Source organism: Psychrobacter sp. NPDC078631, assembly GCF_050268165.1.
Lineage (GTDB): Bacteria > Pseudomonadota > Gammaproteobacteria > Pseudomonadales > Moraxellaceae > Psychrobacter.
On record NZ_JBNNGG010000001.1, the window covers coordinates 619689 to 639180 of the forward strand.

General features: G+C 44.3%; 16 protein-coding genes. 8 read left to right on the forward strand and 8 right to left on the reverse strand.

What is annotated here, in order from left to right; genetic code table 11:
- The first annotated feature begins 399 nt into the window (after positions 1–399).
- The gene (locus ACQKCP_RS02480) at positions 400–1422 is read left to right on the forward strand and encodes a WG repeat-containing protein (protein ID WP_427611141.1); all 1023 of its coding nucleotides are present in this window, start codon (positions 400–402) and stop codon (positions 1420–1422) included.
- Positions 1423–1752: 330 nt separating this feature from the next.
- On the opposite strand, the gene ACQKCP_RS02485 is transcribed toward ACQKCP_RS02480, so the two are convergent.
- Together ACQKCP_RS02485 and ACQKCP_RS02490 are read right to left on the reverse strand one after the other, a co-directional pair.
- Positions 1753–2802 (reverse strand): alpha/beta fold hydrolase, encoded by a 1050-nt coding sequence (locus ACQKCP_RS02485; RefSeq protein ID WP_102092481.1) that lies wholly within the window; start codon positions 2800–2802, stop codon positions 1753–1755.
- Positions 2803–2829: 27 nt separating this feature from the next.
- Positions 2830–2994 carry a rubredoxin gene (locus ACQKCP_RS02490; RefSeq protein ID WP_057759803.1) on the reverse strand — a complete coding sequence of 55 codons (165 nt, stop codon included), beginning with the start codon at positions 2992–2994 and terminating at the stop codon, positions 2830–2832.
- Between the two features lie 365 nt (positions 2995–3359).
- Here ACQKCP_RS02490 and ACQKCP_RS02495 point away from each other — a divergent pair, with 365 nt between their 5' ends.
- Positions 3360–3926, forward strand: coding sequence for an adenine phosphoribosyltransferase (locus tag ACQKCP_RS02495; RefSeq protein ID WP_057759806.1), 567 nt, complete (start codon positions 3360–3362; stop codon positions 3924–3926).
- A 149-nt stretch (positions 3927–4075) separates the two neighbouring features.
- Here ACQKCP_RS02495 and ACQKCP_RS02500 read toward each other — a convergent pair whose 3' ends face one another.
- The gene (locus tag ACQKCP_RS02500) at positions 4076–4543 is read right to left on the reverse strand and encodes a hypothetical protein (protein WP_427611142.1); all 468 of its coding nucleotides are present in this window, start codon (positions 4541–4543) and stop codon (positions 4076–4078) included.
- Between the two features lie 110 nt (positions 4544–4653).
- A complete protein-coding gene (locus ACQKCP_RS02505; protein WP_102092478.1) occupies positions 4654–5598 on the reverse strand; it encodes a transaldolase in 945 nt (314 codons plus the stop codon).
- A gap of 475 nt (positions 5599–6073) precedes the next feature.
- On the opposite strand from ACQKCP_RS02505, the gene pheA reads away from it, so the two are divergent.
- From pheA to ACQKCP_RS02535, 6 genes are all read left to right on the forward strand, one after another.
- The gene (gene pheA, locus ACQKCP_RS02510; protein ID WP_102092477.1) at positions 6074–7246 is read left to right on the forward strand and encodes a prephenate dehydratase; all 1173 of its coding nucleotides are present in this window, start codon (positions 6074–6076) and stop codon (positions 7244–7246) included.
- 119 nt (positions 7247–7365) lie between these two features.
- Positions 7366–8508, forward strand: coding sequence for a histidinol-phosphate transaminase (gene hisC, locus ACQKCP_RS02515; protein ID WP_427611143.1), 1143 nt, complete (start codon positions 7366–7368; stop codon positions 8506–8508).
- Positions 8509–8618: 110 nt separating this feature from the next.
- Positions 8619–10952: a bifunctional prephenate dehydrogenase/3-phosphoshikimate 1-carboxyvinyltransferase gene (locus ACQKCP_RS02520; protein WP_427611144.1), complete on the forward strand. Its 2334-nt coding sequence runs from the start codon at positions 8619–8621 to the stop codon at positions 10950–10952.
- Positions 10953–11147: 195 nt separating this feature from the next.
- Complete coding sequence (gene rarD, locus ACQKCP_RS02525; RefSeq protein ID WP_427611145.1) at positions 11148–12110, forward strand: EamA family transporter RarD; 963 nt, start codon at positions 11148–11150, stop codon at positions 12108–12110.
- A gap of 42 nt (positions 12111–12152) precedes the next feature.
- Complete coding sequence (folB, locus tag ACQKCP_RS02530) at positions 12153–12590, forward strand: dihydroneopterin aldolase (protein ID WP_427611146.1); 438 nt, start codon at positions 12153–12155, stop codon at positions 12588–12590.
- A complete protein-coding gene (locus tag ACQKCP_RS02535) occupies positions 12511–13113 on the forward strand; it encodes a 2-amino-4-hydroxy-6-hydroxymethyldihydropteridine diphosphokinase (protein WP_427611147.1) in 603 nt (200 codons plus the stop codon). The genes folB and ACQKCP_RS02535 overlap by 80 nt, the downstream gene beginning before the upstream one ends.
- A gap of 170 nt (positions 13114–13283) precedes the next feature.
- On the opposite strand, the gene cysE is transcribed toward ACQKCP_RS02535, so the two are convergent.
- From cysE to dnaE, 4 genes are all read right to left on the reverse strand, one after another.
- A complete protein-coding gene (gene cysE, locus ACQKCP_RS02540; protein WP_427611148.1) occupies positions 13284–14162 on the reverse strand; it encodes a serine O-acetyltransferase in 879 nt (292 codons plus the stop codon).
- A 189-nt stretch (positions 14163–14351) separates the two neighbouring features.
- Positions 14352–15233, reverse strand: coding sequence for an RNA methyltransferase (locus ACQKCP_RS02545; RefSeq protein WP_427611149.1), 882 nt, complete (start codon positions 15231–15233; stop codon positions 14352–14354).
- On the reverse strand, positions 15233–15613 hold the full coding sequence (locus ACQKCP_RS02550) for an Hpt domain-containing protein (RefSeq protein WP_057759831.1): 381 nt from the start codon (positions 15611–15613) through the stop codon (positions 15233–15235). The genes ACQKCP_RS02545 and ACQKCP_RS02550 overlap by 1 nt, the downstream gene beginning before the upstream one ends.
- A 72-nt stretch (positions 15614–15685) precedes the next feature.
- Positions 15686–19405 (reverse strand): DNA polymerase III subunit alpha, encoded by a 3720-nt coding sequence (dnaE, locus tag ACQKCP_RS02555; protein ID WP_427611150.1) that lies wholly within the window; start codon positions 19403–19405, stop codon positions 15686–15688.
- Between the last annotated feature and the right edge of the window lie 87 nt (positions 19406–19492).

The window sequence follows — 19492 nt, forward strand, 5'->3', positions numbered from 1 at the left end:
GTTGACATAGAGCCATATTGTCGTGGTTTTAAGTGCAAAATGAAATGGTAAAACCATAATTTATTATGCTGAATACAGATACTATCGCTATGCCGAAAACTATTAGGCATGTTAGACGCAAATAAATAATCAAAGTGTTTGATATGGCTACGTTTTTCACAATAGACTTATGACAGTTAGATAATAGTACATATATCAAAATATTTGTATCAGGGCGACGATTGATAAAAGCATGAAAGAGCATAATGTATGCAAGTGATATTTCTGCACGGAGGATATGTGTGTAGCACTTTAAGCGACATTAACGCGGCAACACATGTATAGTAGATTGACGATATAATGTACTCAACGTCTGATTCGTTATACCAAACAATCTATATTATTTGTCTAGGTTTATTTATGCTTCAACGATTGCTATCAAAAAAACAGCCACATACATTGTCTGGTTCGCTACCAAAAATATCGCAATACAGTGTCGTCGTGACGATGCTATCTAGCGCATTGTTTTTGATGCCTAGCGCACATGCCGCCAGCTGTAAAATCCCAAAAAGTTATTACAAAAACGTCTCCTGCACGGCTAGTAGTAGTTACTTTTTGGCGATCAAAGACTTTGGTGCGCCGGTGGCTTTAATCGATAAAAAAGGCAAACGAGTCGTTGATTTGTCACGTTATCAAAAAGTCGATGCCGATAAATTATCGGGCGGTCTGTTGCCTGTACTGCGTAACAGTCGCGTCGGTTATCTCAATATGCAGGGCCGCGAAGTCGTGCCTGCCATGTACGATATATTGACAGAGAGTCAAGGTTGGGCGCGGCCTGTATCGGATGGGCATATCGTAGTAAAAAAAGAGGGTAACTATGGTGTGATTAATACAGCCAATAGTACCGTTGTCTCGTTTTCTGCAGCGATTGATGATATCGATAATTATCGTAATGGAGTAGCGCGTGTACGTAAAGGTCGTGCAACCAGTTGGGTAGATAAAAACGGCAATGCGGCGAGTGATCCGAATGCCCAGAATGACACTCAGGCAGTGAACAAACCTACTTCATCTAACGAAAAATCTAGCAAAGCATCACAGTCTGTACCAGCGCGTTTTACGACGCTTCAATCGCGTCAGCAAGATGGTAAATGGGGTTTCGTCGATGATAATAATGTCACGATGATTACGTACTCATTTGACGAAGTGCGTCCGTTCTCTGAGGAATATGCTGGCGTGCGTATTGGTGAAGAGTGGGGCTTTATCAATCTAGGCGGTGAGCTGGTGATTCCTTTTCGCTTTGCTAATAGTGGTGTGAACGCTAACGATAGCTATCAGGGCAAACCATCTTTTGTATTTACAGGTGGTAAGGCGTGGATTGGTAACCTAAAGAACGGAAATAAAATGTGTATTGATAAAGAAGGGGCTGGTGTTGCTTGTGATTGATGCAATTACTAGGGCGTGTCCTCATTTTAAAAATGGTGATAAAAATGAGATAAATCGCAGTCAAACAAGGAAAATAGCGCAGATAATATCGAGATATTAGTCAGCTATTCGAAGCCATTTGGCAAGATTTAGCCATTTTTAACCCATTTAGATAACTATCGATTGAATTGAGGACACGCGCTAGGATTAAATAGGCAATAAAAAAGAGTGTAAAACCTGTGATTTTTCGCTAGGTTTTACACTCTTTTTTTAACACTGATACTTTTAGCTCATTTGGATGACTTTGGATAACTATCGATTGAATCGAAGACACGGCCTAGTCTTTTAAAGCTATTTGCTCGATAAATGATTGCTGATTAAGTCAACCATATAAGGCTGATAATACTCTGGAATATCGTGTGCCATGCCCTCGATGAGATGGAACGTAGCATTAGGGATGGTCTTGGCAACGACTCGGCCCTGCGAGGCAGGCAGGAGTCCGTCAGCGCTACCATGTAATACAATCGTTGGTGCTTTGACTTGCTTACTAAATCGACTGATAGAGCCTGATGCCAAGATAGCATTGAGCTGCTGCACCGTACCAAGCGGGTGGAAGTTGCGCTGATAGCGAATCTTAGCGATTTCACGGACCATACGCACATTCACATGACCTGGTGTACCAACGGTCTTCATAAACCAAACACTATGACGCACGATATCACGCTCAGAGTGGCTCTCTGGACGATTGATAAGGGTGTATAGCTGTTTGGGCTTTGGCGGCTTCAAAAACGCACGATTGGTCGTGGTAAACATAAGCGCCATTCGCTGCACTAAGCTTGGATAACGTGCCGCCACGATTTGTGCAATCATACCGCCCATCGAAGCCCCAAGCAGGTGTGTCTTACCAAGCTTTAGTGCTTTAATCAAACGTGCGGTGTCTTCAGCCATGTCCGTCAAGTTATAAGCAACCTGTGTGCTTTTGTTAGACAGCCCTGTCTGTAGACGAACCATCATTTTGAGCTGGCTAATACGCGGCAAGCCTTCTATCTGTACTTTAGAAGACAAGCCGATATCTCGATTATCAAAACGAATCACAAAAAAACCAGCATCGATAAAGCGCTTAATAAAATTGTCTGGCCAAAATATCATTTGTGATCCTAGCCCCATGATCATCAGCAGTGGCGGATTATTGGGATTACCGCCAGCTTCGACACACAACTCAATACCATCACCGATGTCAATCATTGCTTGACGAAGGTGCTTACTCAAGTCAGAGTCGCGCCATTGATGCTCCCCAAACTTGCGCCACTCAGGAGTAGGGTAGTTATTCAGATGATCTTCTAGATTGTTATCTAGCGTTTCAGGCAATTTGGCACTATTGATGTCATTTGATTTTGTCATGAAGTGTCCTAATTAGAGGGTCATCTACTACAGCTCAAGCATCTCAAAATCAAGCTTGCCGACACCGCACTCAGGGCAAGTCCAGTCATCAGGGATGTCTTCCCACTTAGTACCAGGTGCGATACCTTCTTCTGGGCAGCCAAGCGCCTCATCATATATCCAGCCGCAGACAATACATTCATAACGTTTCATAAATAGTCCTATCGATCATTACCAGTATTACAGTTACAGCGTGCTATAAACGCTCATTTTTAATATTACAGCTATTATATTAGACTGCAAAAACGCACGTAGTTTAGCATATAACCGCAATTTTCATAGTTAAGTTTACACTTGTATATTGAGATGACTTTTCTTTTATCAAGTCAATCACATACGTTACCTTATTAGCGCTTAATAACAAGACTGGACGCCAGCCCGCCACACGAAAACCAATTATGCTATAATAATCGCCGCTAAATTCACAGTAATGCTTAGCATTTATCGCTGATATATCATCCAGCTGTTGTCTTATCTAAACTAACTAAACCATCTAAATACATAAGCTAAGGGTCATCATGAGTACCAATGCCGCCGCCACATCCGCCACCAACAATGAGACGTCTCATGTGCTCAATACTGACCATCCGTTTTGGCAGATTATTCGCACAGTACCAGACTTTCCAAAAGCTGGCATTGATTTTTATGACATTACCCCGTTACTACGCAGTCATATTGACGCTGTCATCGATGCGCTACTTGCCGCTTTGCCAGAAGGGCTTATGGACGAGGTAGATTGTCTGGGTGCAGTAGAAGCGCGCGGCTTTGTCTTTGCCAGCATGCTAGCAGGCCGTCTGGGCAAAGGCATGATCTTGCTACGTAAACCAGGTAAGCTGCCGCCGCCTGTTGCCAACAAAGCCTATGCACTTGAGTATGGTAAAGACACGCTTGAGATGCAAAACAATCTACCACCTGAGCGTGTACTATTGGTCGATGATATCTTGGCAACTGGTGGTACGTTGACTACTGCTTACGAGCTATGTCAATCAGCTGACCATACTGTGGTCGGCGCGCTAGTGTTATTGGACTTGGTCGACTTGCATGGCGAGTTCCCAGTACCTGTTTATACGGTACTAAAAGCTTAAAATGAATTGCTATGTTTTTGACTACTAGACACGTCGTATTGTCGATATAGCTAAACGATTCTCCAAATAAAAAGCGCCCTGATACTATGTCAGGGCGCTTTTTCGATACTGTATTAATGTTTTTTAGTACTGTGTTGAGTAGGCTGTATTTATTGCTCTTCGTCTTGTTCATAGTCCTTACAAGACTGCTCTATCACCGTACGACCGACTGTCTTTGGGGTGGTGACTTTAAAGTCTTTTGTGGTCAATATTGGTTTTTCTGACTGCCATGACTTGGTTACTTTGCCTTCAGCATCGTAGTTAACAAAGGCTCGTCTATAGTAACTGGCATCTTTACATGAAATGAGTAGTTGCTGCTCACTATGGTCAATATTGCTTTTTCCTTCCTTCGAGTCATCTTTATCGGCATCTTTGTCTTTAGGATAGGTTCTAAGGATAGATACTGTGATATTTTCAACGTCTTTTTCATCTATGATACTGATGTCAGAGCTTTCAATAGAATCCAAATCTATACTAAAAATTGATCCAGAGCTGCTCTCGGACACCTCTACCCAGTTAACTGCCTGGGCGCTGATCGCTAAAGCACTGCCTGCCAATAATATTGATAGCCGTTTCATATAAGCCTTGCTTCTTGTCATTTGAAGTAGGTAATGATAGCCAACTTACTATTAGTAGGCAAATATCTTTTGTGCTAGCTCAGTATCCGTCGTGCTCTGTCGTGTGGCTATTATTGTCCGCGAATGGCTGCTAATGTCTTAGCCAGCTCGTCACGCGCCCCAATAAAACCATCAATACCTTTAGGTAACAAGTCCTGTGTAACCTTGTCTTGCTGATACGCCGCACTAAACTCTTCGTGCGTTAAGCTTACTTGAGTCATCGCCTTCATATCCATCGACATGCTTGGAGACAGTTGGCGAGTTACCTCGGTATCCATGGCTGCCAACTCGTCAATGAGGTTGGGAGCTATCGTCAACAAGTCACAACCTGCCAATGCCAAAATCTGCTCGGTAGAGCGGAAACTGGCGCCCATTACTTGCGTCTCGTAACCGTGCTGCTTGTAATACTGATAAATGAGCTTGACTGACTGTACGCCCATGTCATCAGAAGCCGGTACGTTTTGACGGCTTTGTTGACGTTTTTGCCAGTCTAAAATACGGCCAACGAAAGGTGATATCAGGGTCACGCCAGCATCTGCACAGGCAATCGCTTGGTGTTGTCCAAACAGTAAGGTCAGGTTGCAGTGGATATTTTGAGTCTCAAGATAGCGCGCCGCCTCGATACCTTGCCAAGTTGCCGCCATTTTGATCAATACTCGCTCTGAATCGACGCCCGCTTTTTGGTAAGCATCCATAAAGGCCAGTGCCTTATCTATCGTCGCTTGAGTATCATAAGATAAGCGAGCGTCCACTTCGGTAGAGACTCGGCCTTCAATCAGCTCTAAAATATCGCAGCCAACCTGAATGGTCAGCGCATCGATCACGGCATCCACGTCACCATTGTGACGACTCATGGTCTCTGACAGCATACCTTGGTTATCAGGATGAATCAGAGCCTTGGTAATAAGGCTTGGGTTGGTGGTTGCATCGATAGGTTTTAAACGGGCAATAGCGGCAAGGTCACCAGTATCAGCAACAATCGTGGTCATAGTACGTAGCTGTTGTAATGCGCTCATCAGGTATCCTTTTTCTTATTAATCACATGATGCTCCTCTTATATATAACAGGGTAGGGAGCTGAACTGGAACTGTAACACAGTTTTGGGCAGGTGTTGCCTCATAGTTATGCTATGCGTCACTGTTATCTGGCTCAACTGTGCTAATATTAATAACAGTTGGTATATTTATACGCATTTACGAATGGGCACTGACCTTAGTTTTTGCTATAGTAGAGCCGGCTATGTATCAAGCTGCTGTATTTGGCAGTAAATATAGCATTAACGCTAAATGGCACTAGCAATATAAGGTGTTTTTGATAGACTGTTTTGAGGTTGATTTTGAATATAGTTTCTATTATCAGGCTTAGCCTTTAACTAAAAACAGAAAACAGTCAGATTTGGCAATAGAGCTACCTAAGTAATAGCAATGTAATAGCGATATTTAAATAATAGTAATATCTAACAGCGATAAAATCTAAAAAGGATGGGCGGTAATGAGCGAGCAGTCACCAGAGCAAACAATGGATAATCTAAATCAAACCACTACAGGCGCTAGCGATACCGCAACTGAAAAAGAGTTTTTAGACAATATTCGCCAAAATATTGACGCAGTAGACTGTGAGATCCAAACGTTAATCAATAATCGTGCAAAGTTAGCTCAGCAAGTAGCCATGGTAAAGAAAAATCATACCGCTGCTGATGATAATAGCAATCCTATCTTTTACCGCCCTGAGCGTGAAGCACAGGTACTAAAAGCTGTCATGGAGCGTAATGCAGGTCCCATTGCTGATGAGAAAATGGCGCGTTTATTTCGTGAAATCATGTCAGTATGCTTAGATTTAGAAGCGCCGCAGCGTATTGCCTTCTTGGGCCCTGTCGGTACTTTCACGCATGCCGCTGCGCTCAAGCACTTTGGTAAAGCCGCGGATACCGTGCCAATGACAACCATTACTGATGTGTTCCGCGAAGTCGAAGCGGGGACAGCGATGTATGGCGTGGTCCCTGTTGAGAACTCTTCAGAAGGCGTCGTCAACCATACTCTAGATGGTTTCTTATCTTCTACTTTGAAGATTATAGGCGAAGTTGAACTGCCAATTCATCAAAACTTCTTGGTTGCTGAGCATACCAAGATTGATGGCTTGAGCCGTATTTATTCGCATCAGCAGTCGCTTGCTCAGTGCCGTCATTGGCTAGATGTAAACTTCCCTAATGTTGAACGCGTTGCAGTATCAAGCAATGGTGAAGCCGCTCGCCGCCTTAAAAACGAATGGCATTCAGCTGCGATTGCAGGTGATGTCGCTGTTGCAGAGTATGGCTTGCATAAGCTTTATTCGAACATTGAAGACAATCCAAGTAACACCACACGCTTCCTTATTATCGGTCATGAAGCAATTGCGCCATCTGGCCAAGACAAAACTTCTATCGTCGTCTCCGCTCACGACAAAGCAGGCGCACTGATCGAAATCTTGAAACCTTTGTCATATCATGGCGTATCGATGACCAGTATTGAAACGCGTCCTGAGCGTCCTAACAAATGGGCATACGTATTCTTTATCGATATGAATGGTCATGTTAATGATCCAAACGTTAGCGCTGCCATCAATGATATTCGTCCATTGGTCAAAGATTTGCGCATATTAGGCTCATATCCAAAAGCTGTCCTATAGACGACTACCTATAGACAACTATAGGCTTACTCACAGGTATTCATACATAATAGATGGGTCTTAGCTTTTGCAGATAGCATTCAAACAAAGCATTTACAGACACCATCTAAGGATAAACCATGCAGACTACTCAATTGACCGCGTCAGATCTATCGCCGTTAACGCCAGCTTACGACAGTATTTTGGCATTGGCACCTTATCAAACCGGTAAGCCAATTGAAGAGCTGACACGTGAGTATGGTGTCTCAGACGTGGTCAAGCTGGCTAGCAATGAGAATCCAATGGGATGCTCACCACGAGTGACGCTAGCAGTGACTGAGCAGCTAGGGCAGTTGTCACGTTATCCTGATGGCAATGGTTACTATCTAAAGCAAGCGCTGGCTGATTTTAACGATGTCAATGCCAATCAAATTACCTTAGGTAATGGCTCTGATGATTTGCTAGATATTTTAGCACGCAGCTTTGTGGGTGCTGGTGATGCCATCGTCTATAGCCAGTATGCTTTTGTGGTATATCCCATGCTAGCGAAGATGCAAGGTGCCACGGGCATTGAAGTGCCTGCTCAGCGCTTTGGCCATAATCTAAAAGCCATGAGCCAAGCGGTTCAAGATAATCCGAATACCAAAATCGTCTTTATTGCCAATCCGAATAATCCAACGGGTACGCAGCTAGAGCAAAAAGAGCTGTATCAGTTCGTTGCCAGTGTGCCAAGCTCAGTCTTGGTGGTACTAGATGAAGCTTATATCGAGTATAGTCCTGAGAGTAACAACCGCGCACTATTAGATGAGTTCGATAATGTCATTATTGTGCGCACTTTTTCTAAAGCTTATGGGCTAGCAGGTTTACGCGTCGGTTATGCTCTAAGCTCGGTGGCAGTGGCGGATTTACTAAACCGAATTCGTCAGCCATTTAACGTTAGCCGTGTCGGTTTGGCTGCTGCTGCTGCTGCACTTGCCGATCAAGACTTTATCGAAAAAACTCGTCTGATAAACGATGAGCAAATGCGTTGGTTAGAAAAGCAGTTTGACGCGCTAGGATTGGGTTTTGTGAAGTCGCATGCCAATTTTATTATGGTCGAAGTGCAGGTTGAGATGGAAGATATAACCGCTGCTTCGATTCATCAGGCACTACTTGAACAAGGCGTTATCGTCCGTCCGTTGGATGCTTATGGACTACCTAACTGGCTGCGTATCACAGTAGGTGTGGCTGAAGACAACCTACGTTTGATTGATACTTTACGTTCTATTTTGACTGAAGACTAAGCGCGTCCATAAGTGCTTTGTAATTTAAAAACTGTTCTTAATTAGCCATTAAAATTTATAACACTAAGACTGGCTCTATCTATGTCTTAGTGTGTCCAACGAGAAAAACCGTGAGTAGTCAGAAAAACAATAAACTTCAATCGTCTCTAAATACTACGCCACCTATATTTAAACAAGTTTGTGTGATTGGACTTGGGCTGATTGGTGCCAGTTTTGCGCAAGCTATTAAAGATAATGGCTTAAGCGCGCGTCTGGTAGCAGTCGATAGACATGCGCCAAGTATCACAGAAGCTATTGAGCATGGTCTGCTAGATGCAGGCAGTGCAAACTTACAGGACGTCATCGCTGGCAGTGATTTAATTATTATTGCAGTGCCAGTACAGGCAGTTCAAGCAGTGTTCATTGATATCAAGCAAGCGATGGATAATGGACAGCTTGCCAGTGACTGCATCATGACGGATGTCTGTAGTACTAAGGTCAATATCATTGATGCCGCTAAAGTAGTGTTCGGTTCGCTGCCGATAGGATTAGTGCCAGCGCATCCAATTGCTGGGGCTGAAAATTCAGGGTATCATGCGCGCCGCGCCAGTTTATTTGTCAATCATAGCGTCATTATTTGCGAGCTACCGACAACCAGTGCAACTGCTATTGTAAAGTTGCGACTATTATGGGAATCAGTAGGCGCAAATGTCATGTCAATGGATGCTGAGCATCATGACCGCATATTAGCGCACACCAGCCATTTGCCACATTTGCTTGCCTTTAATTTGGTTGAGCAACTGGCAAGCCATGATGATAATTTAGATATGTTTCGTTATGCCGCTGGTGGGTTCCGCGATTTTACGCGTATCGCTGCCAGTGACCCTAAAATGTGGCATGATATATTTTTTGCCAACCAAAGCGCGATTGTCAGCGCTCTTGATGAGTATGGTGTCTATTTACAGACCATGCGCCAGCTTATCATTGATAAAGATTCAACTGCCCTGATGGGACTTTTGGGCCGCGCGCAAGCCGCACGGCGACATTTCGGCCATATGTTAGCCAGCACCCCTTATACGGATACTTCTGCTATGTCAGCTTCTTATAATATTACCCCTAGCAATACTGTTTCTGGCACCATCGCGATTCCTGGTGACAAATCTATCTCGCATCGCAGCATTATGCTCGGCAGTCTTGCCACAGGCGTGACAAATGTGACTGGGTTTTTGGAAGGGGAAGATGCGCTAGCAACGCTACAAGCATTCCGTGATATGGGTGTGACTATCGAAGGCCCTGACAATGGCAACTTGACCATTCATGGCGTCGGTATGAATGGTTTAAAACCTAGCAAAACGCCACTGTACATGGGTAACTCTGGCACCAGTATGCGTCTGCTGTCAGGTATCTTGGCAGCGCAATCATTTGATAGCGTGCTGACAGGTGATACTAGCTTGAATAAACGCCCAATGGAGCGCGTGGCGGCACCGCTACGCACGATGGGAGCTGTGATTCAGAGCACTGGTCATAGTGGTACTGCGCCGCTTAGTATCACTGGTCGTGATACAGCTGGTAAGCCATTACAAGGCACTGAGTATGATATGCCAGTCGCTTCAGCTCAGGTAAAGTCTTGCTTGCTACTAGCAGGTCTATGGGCCGAGGGTACGACAACGGTCACACAACCTGAGATCAGCCGTGACCATACTGAGCGTATGCTATCAGCCTTTGGTTATCCGGTAACCGTAGAAGGCAATCGTATCAGTGTCACTGGTGGCGGCACACTAACAGGCGGCGATATCGCGGTTCCTGCTGATATCTCATCTGCAGCGTTTTTTATGGTGACAGCAGCTATCAGTCAAGACAGCGAGCTGACCTTGACCCAAGTAGGTATCAACCCTACGCGTACTGGCATCATTGATATTCTAAAATTAATGAATGCAGATATTAGCCTAAGCAATGAGACACATGTGGGCGGCGAGCCAGTTGCTGATATTACAATTCGCAGCTCAAACCTAGTCGGTATTGAGATACCAGAGCATCTTGTACCACTGGCGATTGATGAATTTCCTGTGCTGTTTATCGCAGCTAGCTGTGCACAAGGTCGTACGGTATTGACTGGTGCTAAAGAGCTGCGTGTCAAAGAATCAGACCGTATCGCTGTGATGGCAGAAGGGTTACATACACTTGATATTGATTGTACTGTAACTGATGATGGTCTGATTATCGAAGGTAAAGGCGCTGCTACTGAAAACGGCGACATAAATAATAGCCAACCTGTCTTTGGTGGCGGTTATATTGTCTCGCATCATGATCATCGTATTGCAATGAGCTTCTCTGTAGCCAGTCTGCGTGCATCCCAGCAAATTACCATTGAAGGGGTTGAAACGGTTAATACCAGCTTCCCAGGATTTGCTGAACTTGCCAACCAAATCGGTATGTCTATCCAAGTGGATACTGGGGCTGAGTAAGTCGCTAAGCTATCATTAACTCTTAAAGATTTAATCTAACATCGTTAGCAATGTACTCATGTCATTATTGGCATGAGTACATTGCTTTTTATCTTATAATCTCACTGTAGTAACCCTGCGCTTTCACGATTCAATTGACAATAATAATTAGAATTAGGTGAGAGTGCGCTTTGCTCTAAAAAGTTGTCCTATATTATGACTACCCAAAATGTCATCAAAAACCCCGTTGCCCCGATAACCACAACTAGACGTGGCATTATTACTGCGCTCATTGCCTTTTTTATATGGGGCGGGTTTCCATTGTATTTCAAGCAGTTATCTGAATACGATGCCACTGAAATTATTGGCCATCGCATTATTTGGACATTTTTATGTTTGCTGGTGCTGCTGGTAGTGACCAAGCGCTGGCAGTGGATTGACACCTTAAAGCAAAATCCAAGATGGATTGTATTCACCTTTTTGTCTGGTTTAATTATTGCCACCAACTGGCTGACCTATGTATGGGCGGTCAATCATGATCGTATTCTTGAGGCCAGTTTGGGTTACTTTATCGGGCCATTGGTCGGCGTTGCGCTATCCATGATCTTGTTCAAAGAGCGTTTGCGCACGCTACAATGGGTCGCTATTGGATTTGCACTGCTGTCTGTCATCATTCAAGTGGTGATGCTTGGTAGTCTGCCGTGGATATCGTTGATTTTGGCATTTAGTTTCAGTACCTACGGGACGATTCAACGACAAACGCCATTGACTGCTGTTGATGCTATGTTTGTCGAGACTGCGATGTTAGTACCGTTATGTCTGTGGTGGTTTTGGCAGTCTGATGTGGCAAGTCATCAACTGAGCTTTTGGTTTAGCTCAAATATTTGGCTGCTCATGATCGCAGGTCCGATTACGCTAATACCGCTTTTATTATTCAATAAATCTACCAAGCTCGTGGCATACAGTATTCTGAGCTTTATGAATTATCTGACGCCGACCTTCATTTTCTTTTTGGCAGTGTTCTATTATAAAGAACCATTCGATTTACATCGTTTAGCAGTATTTGGTTTGATTTGGTTAGGTCTGCTATTATTCAGCATCGACCTGTGGCGCCATCGTCCAAGTAAAGTGTTAAAAGCGGCGCGCCTACGTGAAGAAGCGCTAAAATCAGTTAAGTAAATATTAAAAACACGAAAAAAATTAGCAAACAAGGATGAAAGCATGTTTCATACTCAGTCTGATGTAGTATTTATAAAAGGTCTAAAAGTCGATGCAGTAATCGGTGTGTTTGATTGGGAGCGAGCCATTACTCAGCCATTACTCATTGATATCGCGCTTGAGACTGACATTAGCCGTGCTGCTGTGTCAGATGATGTCAGCGATGCCCTGAGTTATAAAGAAGTCTGCGATGATGTGAGCGAGTGGTGCAAAGAGATTCAAGCAAAGCTGCTTGAGCATTTGGCAGATCAGATCTCTGATAAGATATTTGCAAAATATGACTGTCAAAAAATAACGTTGAGCATTGCTAAGCCTACCGCTATTGCTCAAGCGGATACGGTAGGGGTGCAAATAACGCGCTATGCGCCAGCATCAACCAACGAGCCAGCTACTAAAGAAGCTACCAAAGAAGTTAACGTTAGCCAAGCTGATGATGCATAAAACGTCAGTGGATTTGAATTTGGCAACGTTAAAACAATGCGCACCTGAGATTGTGCAAGCGCAGCCTGTGGTAGAGGTAATGTTAGCGCTAGGTAGTAATTATCAAGCCGACAAGTATCTACCGCTTGCTCGGCAACGCTTGGCAGCGCTAGGTGAGGTGCGATTGTCTACTGCTTTTCAAAACCCTGATTTTACTGCAACATTGGAACAACCAAAGCCTGACTATACCAATCAGTGTGTCCATCTAACATTGACCACACCGATAAGCCTGCAGCAACTACAGCAAACCTTCAAAACACTTGAAGGTGATTGTGATAGATGTCGACAGACTAAGCCGAATCAAGTACGGCAGGTGACGATGGATATTGATATTTTGATGATTAAATTGGCTACTATAGAAAATAGCCTAAGCAAAGGTTCGATATTTAAATCAATGTCTGATTGGATTGTCATGGCCGATCGTTATCCGTTTAAAGCGCATGAGGAAATGGGAGTCAGGGAATTAGCCGTATCTACTGATTAGATGTTTGAATAGCGTTTTAAGATAAGGTCGATGATAAGTGGATAGATAGTAAATTAATTTATTTTAACTGACACTGACTACATCTGATATTTTTGTAATAGATAAAACTAAGGGGCGTACAATATATTGTACGCCCCTTAGTTTTATTTCTTTTGCTGAAATTCTAGTAGTTACTTCAGCTCGTTATCTACGTCATTGATATCAGCACGACCAATCACATCTAAATCTTCTAAACAAAGCTTATCATATTCTTTTTTGCAAAAATTAGGATCAATATCGCACATCGCTGACTGTAGTTGATCGAGGCGATTTTCTGATTGTTGAATGTGTTCAAGCATTTTAGCAAAGGCTTCTGCGACAGGGTCTTGTGAGGTTGGGTCGATACCATAAGCCTGAAATGCCGTATCGCGTGCCGTCGCTTGTTTTGAGGTCGCTGTTTTTTCTTGTGACTTAGTATCTGGTGATTTTTCGGCAATTGGATTGCCTTTTTCATCGTGATGATCTGAGATCATACGCGCGGCACTGCCGACCATCGTAGCACCTGCTGGTACTGGCTTGACTACCACTGCATTTGAGCCGATTTTAGCGTTTTTACCGACTGTAAATGGACCTAAAACTTTTGCACCAGCACCGACTGTTACGCCGTCTTCTAGCGTTGGGTGACGCTTGCCATTATTCCAAGACACACCGCCCAAAGTAACACCATGATATAGCGTCACATCGTTACCAATCTCAGCCGTCTCACCGATGACGACGCCAACACCATGATCGATAAAAAAGCGTCTACCAATCTTAGCAGCAGGGTGAATTTCGATACCTGTCATGATGCGAGAGCCATAAGAGATCACGCGAGCGGCTAGTTTCTGTTCATTGTTCCAAAGGCAGTGAGCCCCGCGATGCAAAACAAGCGCATGTATGCCCGGATAAGTTAGGATAACTTCCAGACTATTACGCGCCGCAGGATCTCGGGTGAATACTGCATCAATATCTTCTTTCAAATCATTCTTGATAGTAACAAGTGATTTGAATAATTTGGATGGCAATGACATAAAGCGTCCTATCTATTCGTCGGTAGAGTGTCGTCGCGAAAACAGCGATGTCTCTAATCTGTGGTCATAAAGTTCGGATAATCAGGAATATATATTTTCGCTAAGCTTCTGCAAGTTATAACAGCTTTATACCGCAAAATATAGTAAAAAGCTGTCAAACAAAGGCAAGCTTATAAACTACGGCTTGTTTTAGTCTTTTGATAGTTTAGCAATCAAAGCGCTTAATAGCTGATATTCTTTTTGATCAAGCTGTAGGCGTGACCCAAGTCTAGACAAGCGCGATGGCAATGACTTTAGATGTTCGCTATTGGCTAGGCCACGCTGCACCATAAGGTCAGTGGTGCGCTGAGTAAGCTGTTGCAGCTGCTGCTGATTAATAGCAGGCTCATCCCATTGCTGACGCAAATTCACATTGATTGTCGATTGGGCATCTGTGCTTGTATCCAAATCTAAACTATCAGCTGTCTGAGTGTGCGTTTGAGCATAAGCAAAGATAAAGCTGGCGATGACTTGCACCGCTGATGCGACATTTAGCACAGGGTAAGCAGGATTGGCATCGATTTGAATGTGATAATCGGCATAAGCCAATTCTTCATTGGTTAATCCACGGTCTTCACGTCCAAATAAAATAGCAATATTTGGTTTGTTAGAAGTAGCAGCAGATGAGGTATCAGCATTACTATCGTCTGCACCTAAAGCTGCCTGTGCATCGATAAAGTCAAACATAATCTTAGCGGCTTGCGTAGGTGTCACGACAGGGCGCGGCATATGACGGCTACGACTGCTAGCAGCAAATACCAACTGACAGCCAGAGATAGCAGATTCTAAAGTGGGTGTAATCAAAGCTGACGATAATAACTCACTGCCACCCGCTGCATGAGACACACTGGTTTCGTCAATTGGTAATTTGGGATCGACCACCGTTAGACGAGATAAGCCCATAGTATGCATCGCGCGGGCAGCCGAACCAATATTGGCAGGCAAAGTCGTATTGACCATTACTACTTGTAGGCAAGCAAGATAGTCGCTTACTGTATGTGATGATACGGCTAATGAAGCGTCGTTACTCATTATTGTCCCAGTCTCTGATTGATTTCTTGTTCAGCACGGTGTAATGCAATGGCAATCTCTTCGATCAGGACGGCTTGCTCATTGATACGGCGCTCACGGCAGTATTCTTGTAACTGGCTGCTAAGACGGACTAATTGAGTCGTACCTAAGTTGGCGCTGGCGCCTTTTAAAGCATGAGCAGTTTCAAAACCATTGGCGTTATCGTCTTTTTGATGAGCAATTCGCAGCGCTGCAACTCTTTGCTTACTATCAGCAAAATATACTTGTATCAAATCAACAAAGTCTTCTTCAAGCAAGTCACGCATGTCCTCGAACTGTTCATGATTGATAATTTCTTCATCAGTTTGTCCGAGCATATTATTATTTGTAGTGTCATCCATGGTGGTTGTCCAATTTATAAAAGTTAAAGCAATAAGATTACTATAATGAATTTCTAAAACGTAATGTACGTCTTAGCTGTAATGGAAATGTAAGTTCTCTTCACTGACCAAAGTCTTTAATGTCTGCAAGTTGTCGTCATTTGGGTAAACGCGCCAGTGCTCAGACAGTCCGACATTTGCGATGCCATAGACTTCATAAATGCTTAGTCCAAGTGGCAGACAGTTATCATTGATAGAAGCGTCAGTATTACTCAGGGCGTTATTGGCATAACTGGCTGGCATACCGTTTTGATTGGCCGCATCATGGTTCATGTCGCTCTCTAATGCCAATAAATCATTACCGTTCTCATCATACAAGCTGCCACCCATTGCAGGATCGTAGACATTGTTACCGCCACTACCTTGCTCGTCTTGCTCTTGGTTATAAGCCAGACGCGGTTCGGGAATAATGTCAGCTTGGGCTGATTTGAGTAGTGGCTGTAAACGTGTGAGCAAATTAATATCACTACCGTGAACTTTGATACTGATTTTTTTGAGCCAACGTAGTCTGGCATCTACCATGCTCATGGCACTATCAAGACGTGCAAACAAACGTCCATCGCGCTCACGGATGCTGCCTTTGATGATGACGACTTCATCGATTTTCAACTGTTCTTTGACACGATTAAAACGCTCAGCATAACAGCTGACCTCGAGTCTCGATGTACCATCATCCAAAGTAATCACGTTGCGATTACCAAAGTTAGCAATATCTATAATAAGCCCTGAGAAATAGCAGCTGCCGTTATAGCCAGTATCAGTTAATTTGTCGAGACGCGCACCAGAGGTATAGCGCTTCAACTCATCCAAATACTCATTGATTGGATGTCCCGTTAAGTACAGTCCCAAGGTGTTTTTTTCAGCTTTTAGGCGGTGTTTGTCACCCCAAATGAGTTCTGGCGTCATGACTAACGGCGGCGCTGCGACCACACCGTCCATTTCACCAAACAAATCCATCATACCGATTTCGCGGTTTTGACGATCTTGCTCAGCAGCCTGTACTGCGCTTGGCAATTGACTCATCAAGGCGCCGCGAATCTCATACGCTTCATCGGCTGGCAAGTCAGGTCGTAGCGTGGCGGCAAAGTCATCAAAACAGCCAGCGCTGACCAACGCTTCAAGTGTGCGTTTATTGACTTTTTTGATGTCTACACGGCGGCAGAAGTCATATAAGTCTTTAAAAGGACCATCCGTGCGGCGTGCATCTACGATAGACTCTACCGCGCCTTCACCCACGCCTTTAATTGCGCCAAGACCATAGATGATATTGGTCGGAGTATCGGCAACGAAATGCCACTCACTACGATTGACCGAAGGATTGACTACGGTCAACCCAAAGTTTTCACGGCAGTCATTGATAAAGAACACGACGTTGTCGGTGTTGTTCATATCTGAAGTTAAGACCGCTGCCATAAATTCGGCAGGGTAGTATTGCTTTAGATAAGCCGTTTGATAAGCCAATACCCCGTAAGCCGCAGAATGCGAGCGGTTAAAACCGTAACCTGCGAACTTTTCCATCAAGTCAAATACACCGCCTGACGTGACTTCATCAATGCCTTGTGAGGTGGCACCAGTGACAAAAATATCGCGCTGCTTGGCCATCTCTTCAGGTTTCTTTTTACCCATCGCACGGCGTAGCATATCCGCACCGCCCAAACTATAGCCTGCCATCACCTGTGAGATTTGCATGACCTGTTCTTGATAGACAATAACGCCATTGGTGTTTTCTAAAATCGGCTCAAGATTGGGATGGTCATAAATGACTTCCTCGCGACCATGCTTACGGTCGATATACATCTCTACCATGCCTGCATCGAGTGGGCCGGGACGATACAGCGCACACATGGCGATGACATCTTCGATATTGGTCGGTTGCAGTTTAGCCAGATACTTTTTCATGCCCATACTTTCTAGCTGAAAGACCGCCGTGGTTTTGGCATCTTGCAGCAGTTTATAGGCTTTGCTGTCATCTAACGGCAAATCTTCTAAAACTAAGGCAGGTACGTTTTCTTTTGCACGGCGCAAATTAATATTTTCAACCGCAGCGTTGATAACGGTTAAGTTACGTAGACCCAAAAAGTCAAACTTCACCAAACCGACAGCTTCTACATCGTCTTTATCAAACTGGCTGACACGGTGACCTTCATCATCACAGTAAATGGCGCTAAAGTCAGTGATCTTGTGCGGAGCAATCAATACACCACCGGCATGTTTACCGACGTTTCGACAGACGCCTTCAAGCTTAATCGCCATCTCCCAAATCTCGATGGCATCTTCATAATCCATATTATCAGGATTAGAGATCAAGTCTTTGAGCTGTGGCTCTTGTTCAAGCGCTTGGCTCAGTGTGATGCCAGGCGTTTTTGGAATCAGTTTGGATATTTTATTGGCCAAAAAGTATGATTTGCTTTGTACGCGTGCCACATCACGCACAACCGCTTTTGCGGCCATCGTACCAAAGGTAATAATCTGTGAGACGGCATCACGGCCATAGGTTTGCGCGACATAATCAATGACGCGGTCACGACCTTCGATACAAAAGTCGATATCGAAATCGGGCATCGATACACGCTCAGGGTTCAAGAAGCGCTCGAACAGTAGGTCGTAATGAATCGGGTCAAGGTCGGTAATGTTTAGTGCATAGGCGACCAATGAACCTGCACCAGAACCACGTCCAGGGCCTACTGGCACGCCATTGGCTTTTGCCCAGCGGATAAAGTCCATGACGATTAGGAAGTAACCAGGGAAGCCCATAGATAAGATAATATCTAACTCATATGCTAGGCGTTCATCATATCTCTGACGGAAATCGTTCCAATTGTCCGTACGTGCCTCGACAGGAAACAGCTTGTCTAAGCGCTGCTCAAGACCGCGTTGTGACTCGGCACGGAAAAACGATTCAATCGTCTCGCCTTCAGGCACAGGAAAATCAGGTAGGACGTTAATACCAAGCGTTAGGGTGACATTGCAGCGTGTAGCGAGGCGCAAAGTATTGTCAATGACCTGCGGAATATCAGCAAATAATTGCTCCATCTGAGCTTGGGTTTTTAGATACTGCTCATCCGAATAAGTCTGCGGACGGTTTGGGTCAGCAAGGACATAAGAGCCTGCAATACAAACGCGGGCTTCATGAGCATCAAAATCATCCTGCTCTAAGAAACGCACGTCATTATGCGCAATGATAGGGATGTTATGTTTGGCACCTGAATGGATGGCTGCTCTAATAAAAGCATCTTCGCCTGAACGATTGGTACGCTTGATCGCAAAGTACAAACGATCATCAAATTTTGCCTGCCACTCAGTGAGTAGTTCATCGGCTTTTTCTGGCATCGAGCCGACCAATGCTTGACCCACGTCTGACTTTTCGGTGAGCAGTACAATCACACCTGCTGCATGCTCTAAGATATGACTGCGCTTAATAACCGGCGTGCCATGATTGATAGGATCAGCACGACCTTCGGTAAACCCAAGCGATACGATACGGGTAATATTTTGATACCCCTCGTTATTCATCGCGAGTAGGGTGAGGCGTGTGTCTTCATTATCCATGATGACTTCACTGCCAATGATAGGCTTGATACCCGCACCTAAGCAGGCACGATAAAACTTCACCGTGGCATATAAATTGGACAAATCGGTCAATGCCAACGCGCGCTGATTGTCAGCCGCAGCAGCTTTTACCAGCGGTTTGATACGCACGATAGAATCGGTGATGGAATATTCGCTGTGAATGCCAAGATGTACAAATGCCATAGAAGACTCTTACTGGTACGATCAAAGAAATAAGCTAGCGATAAAATAATTGATTATTATCAATCAATTATACTGATATCTAGAGGC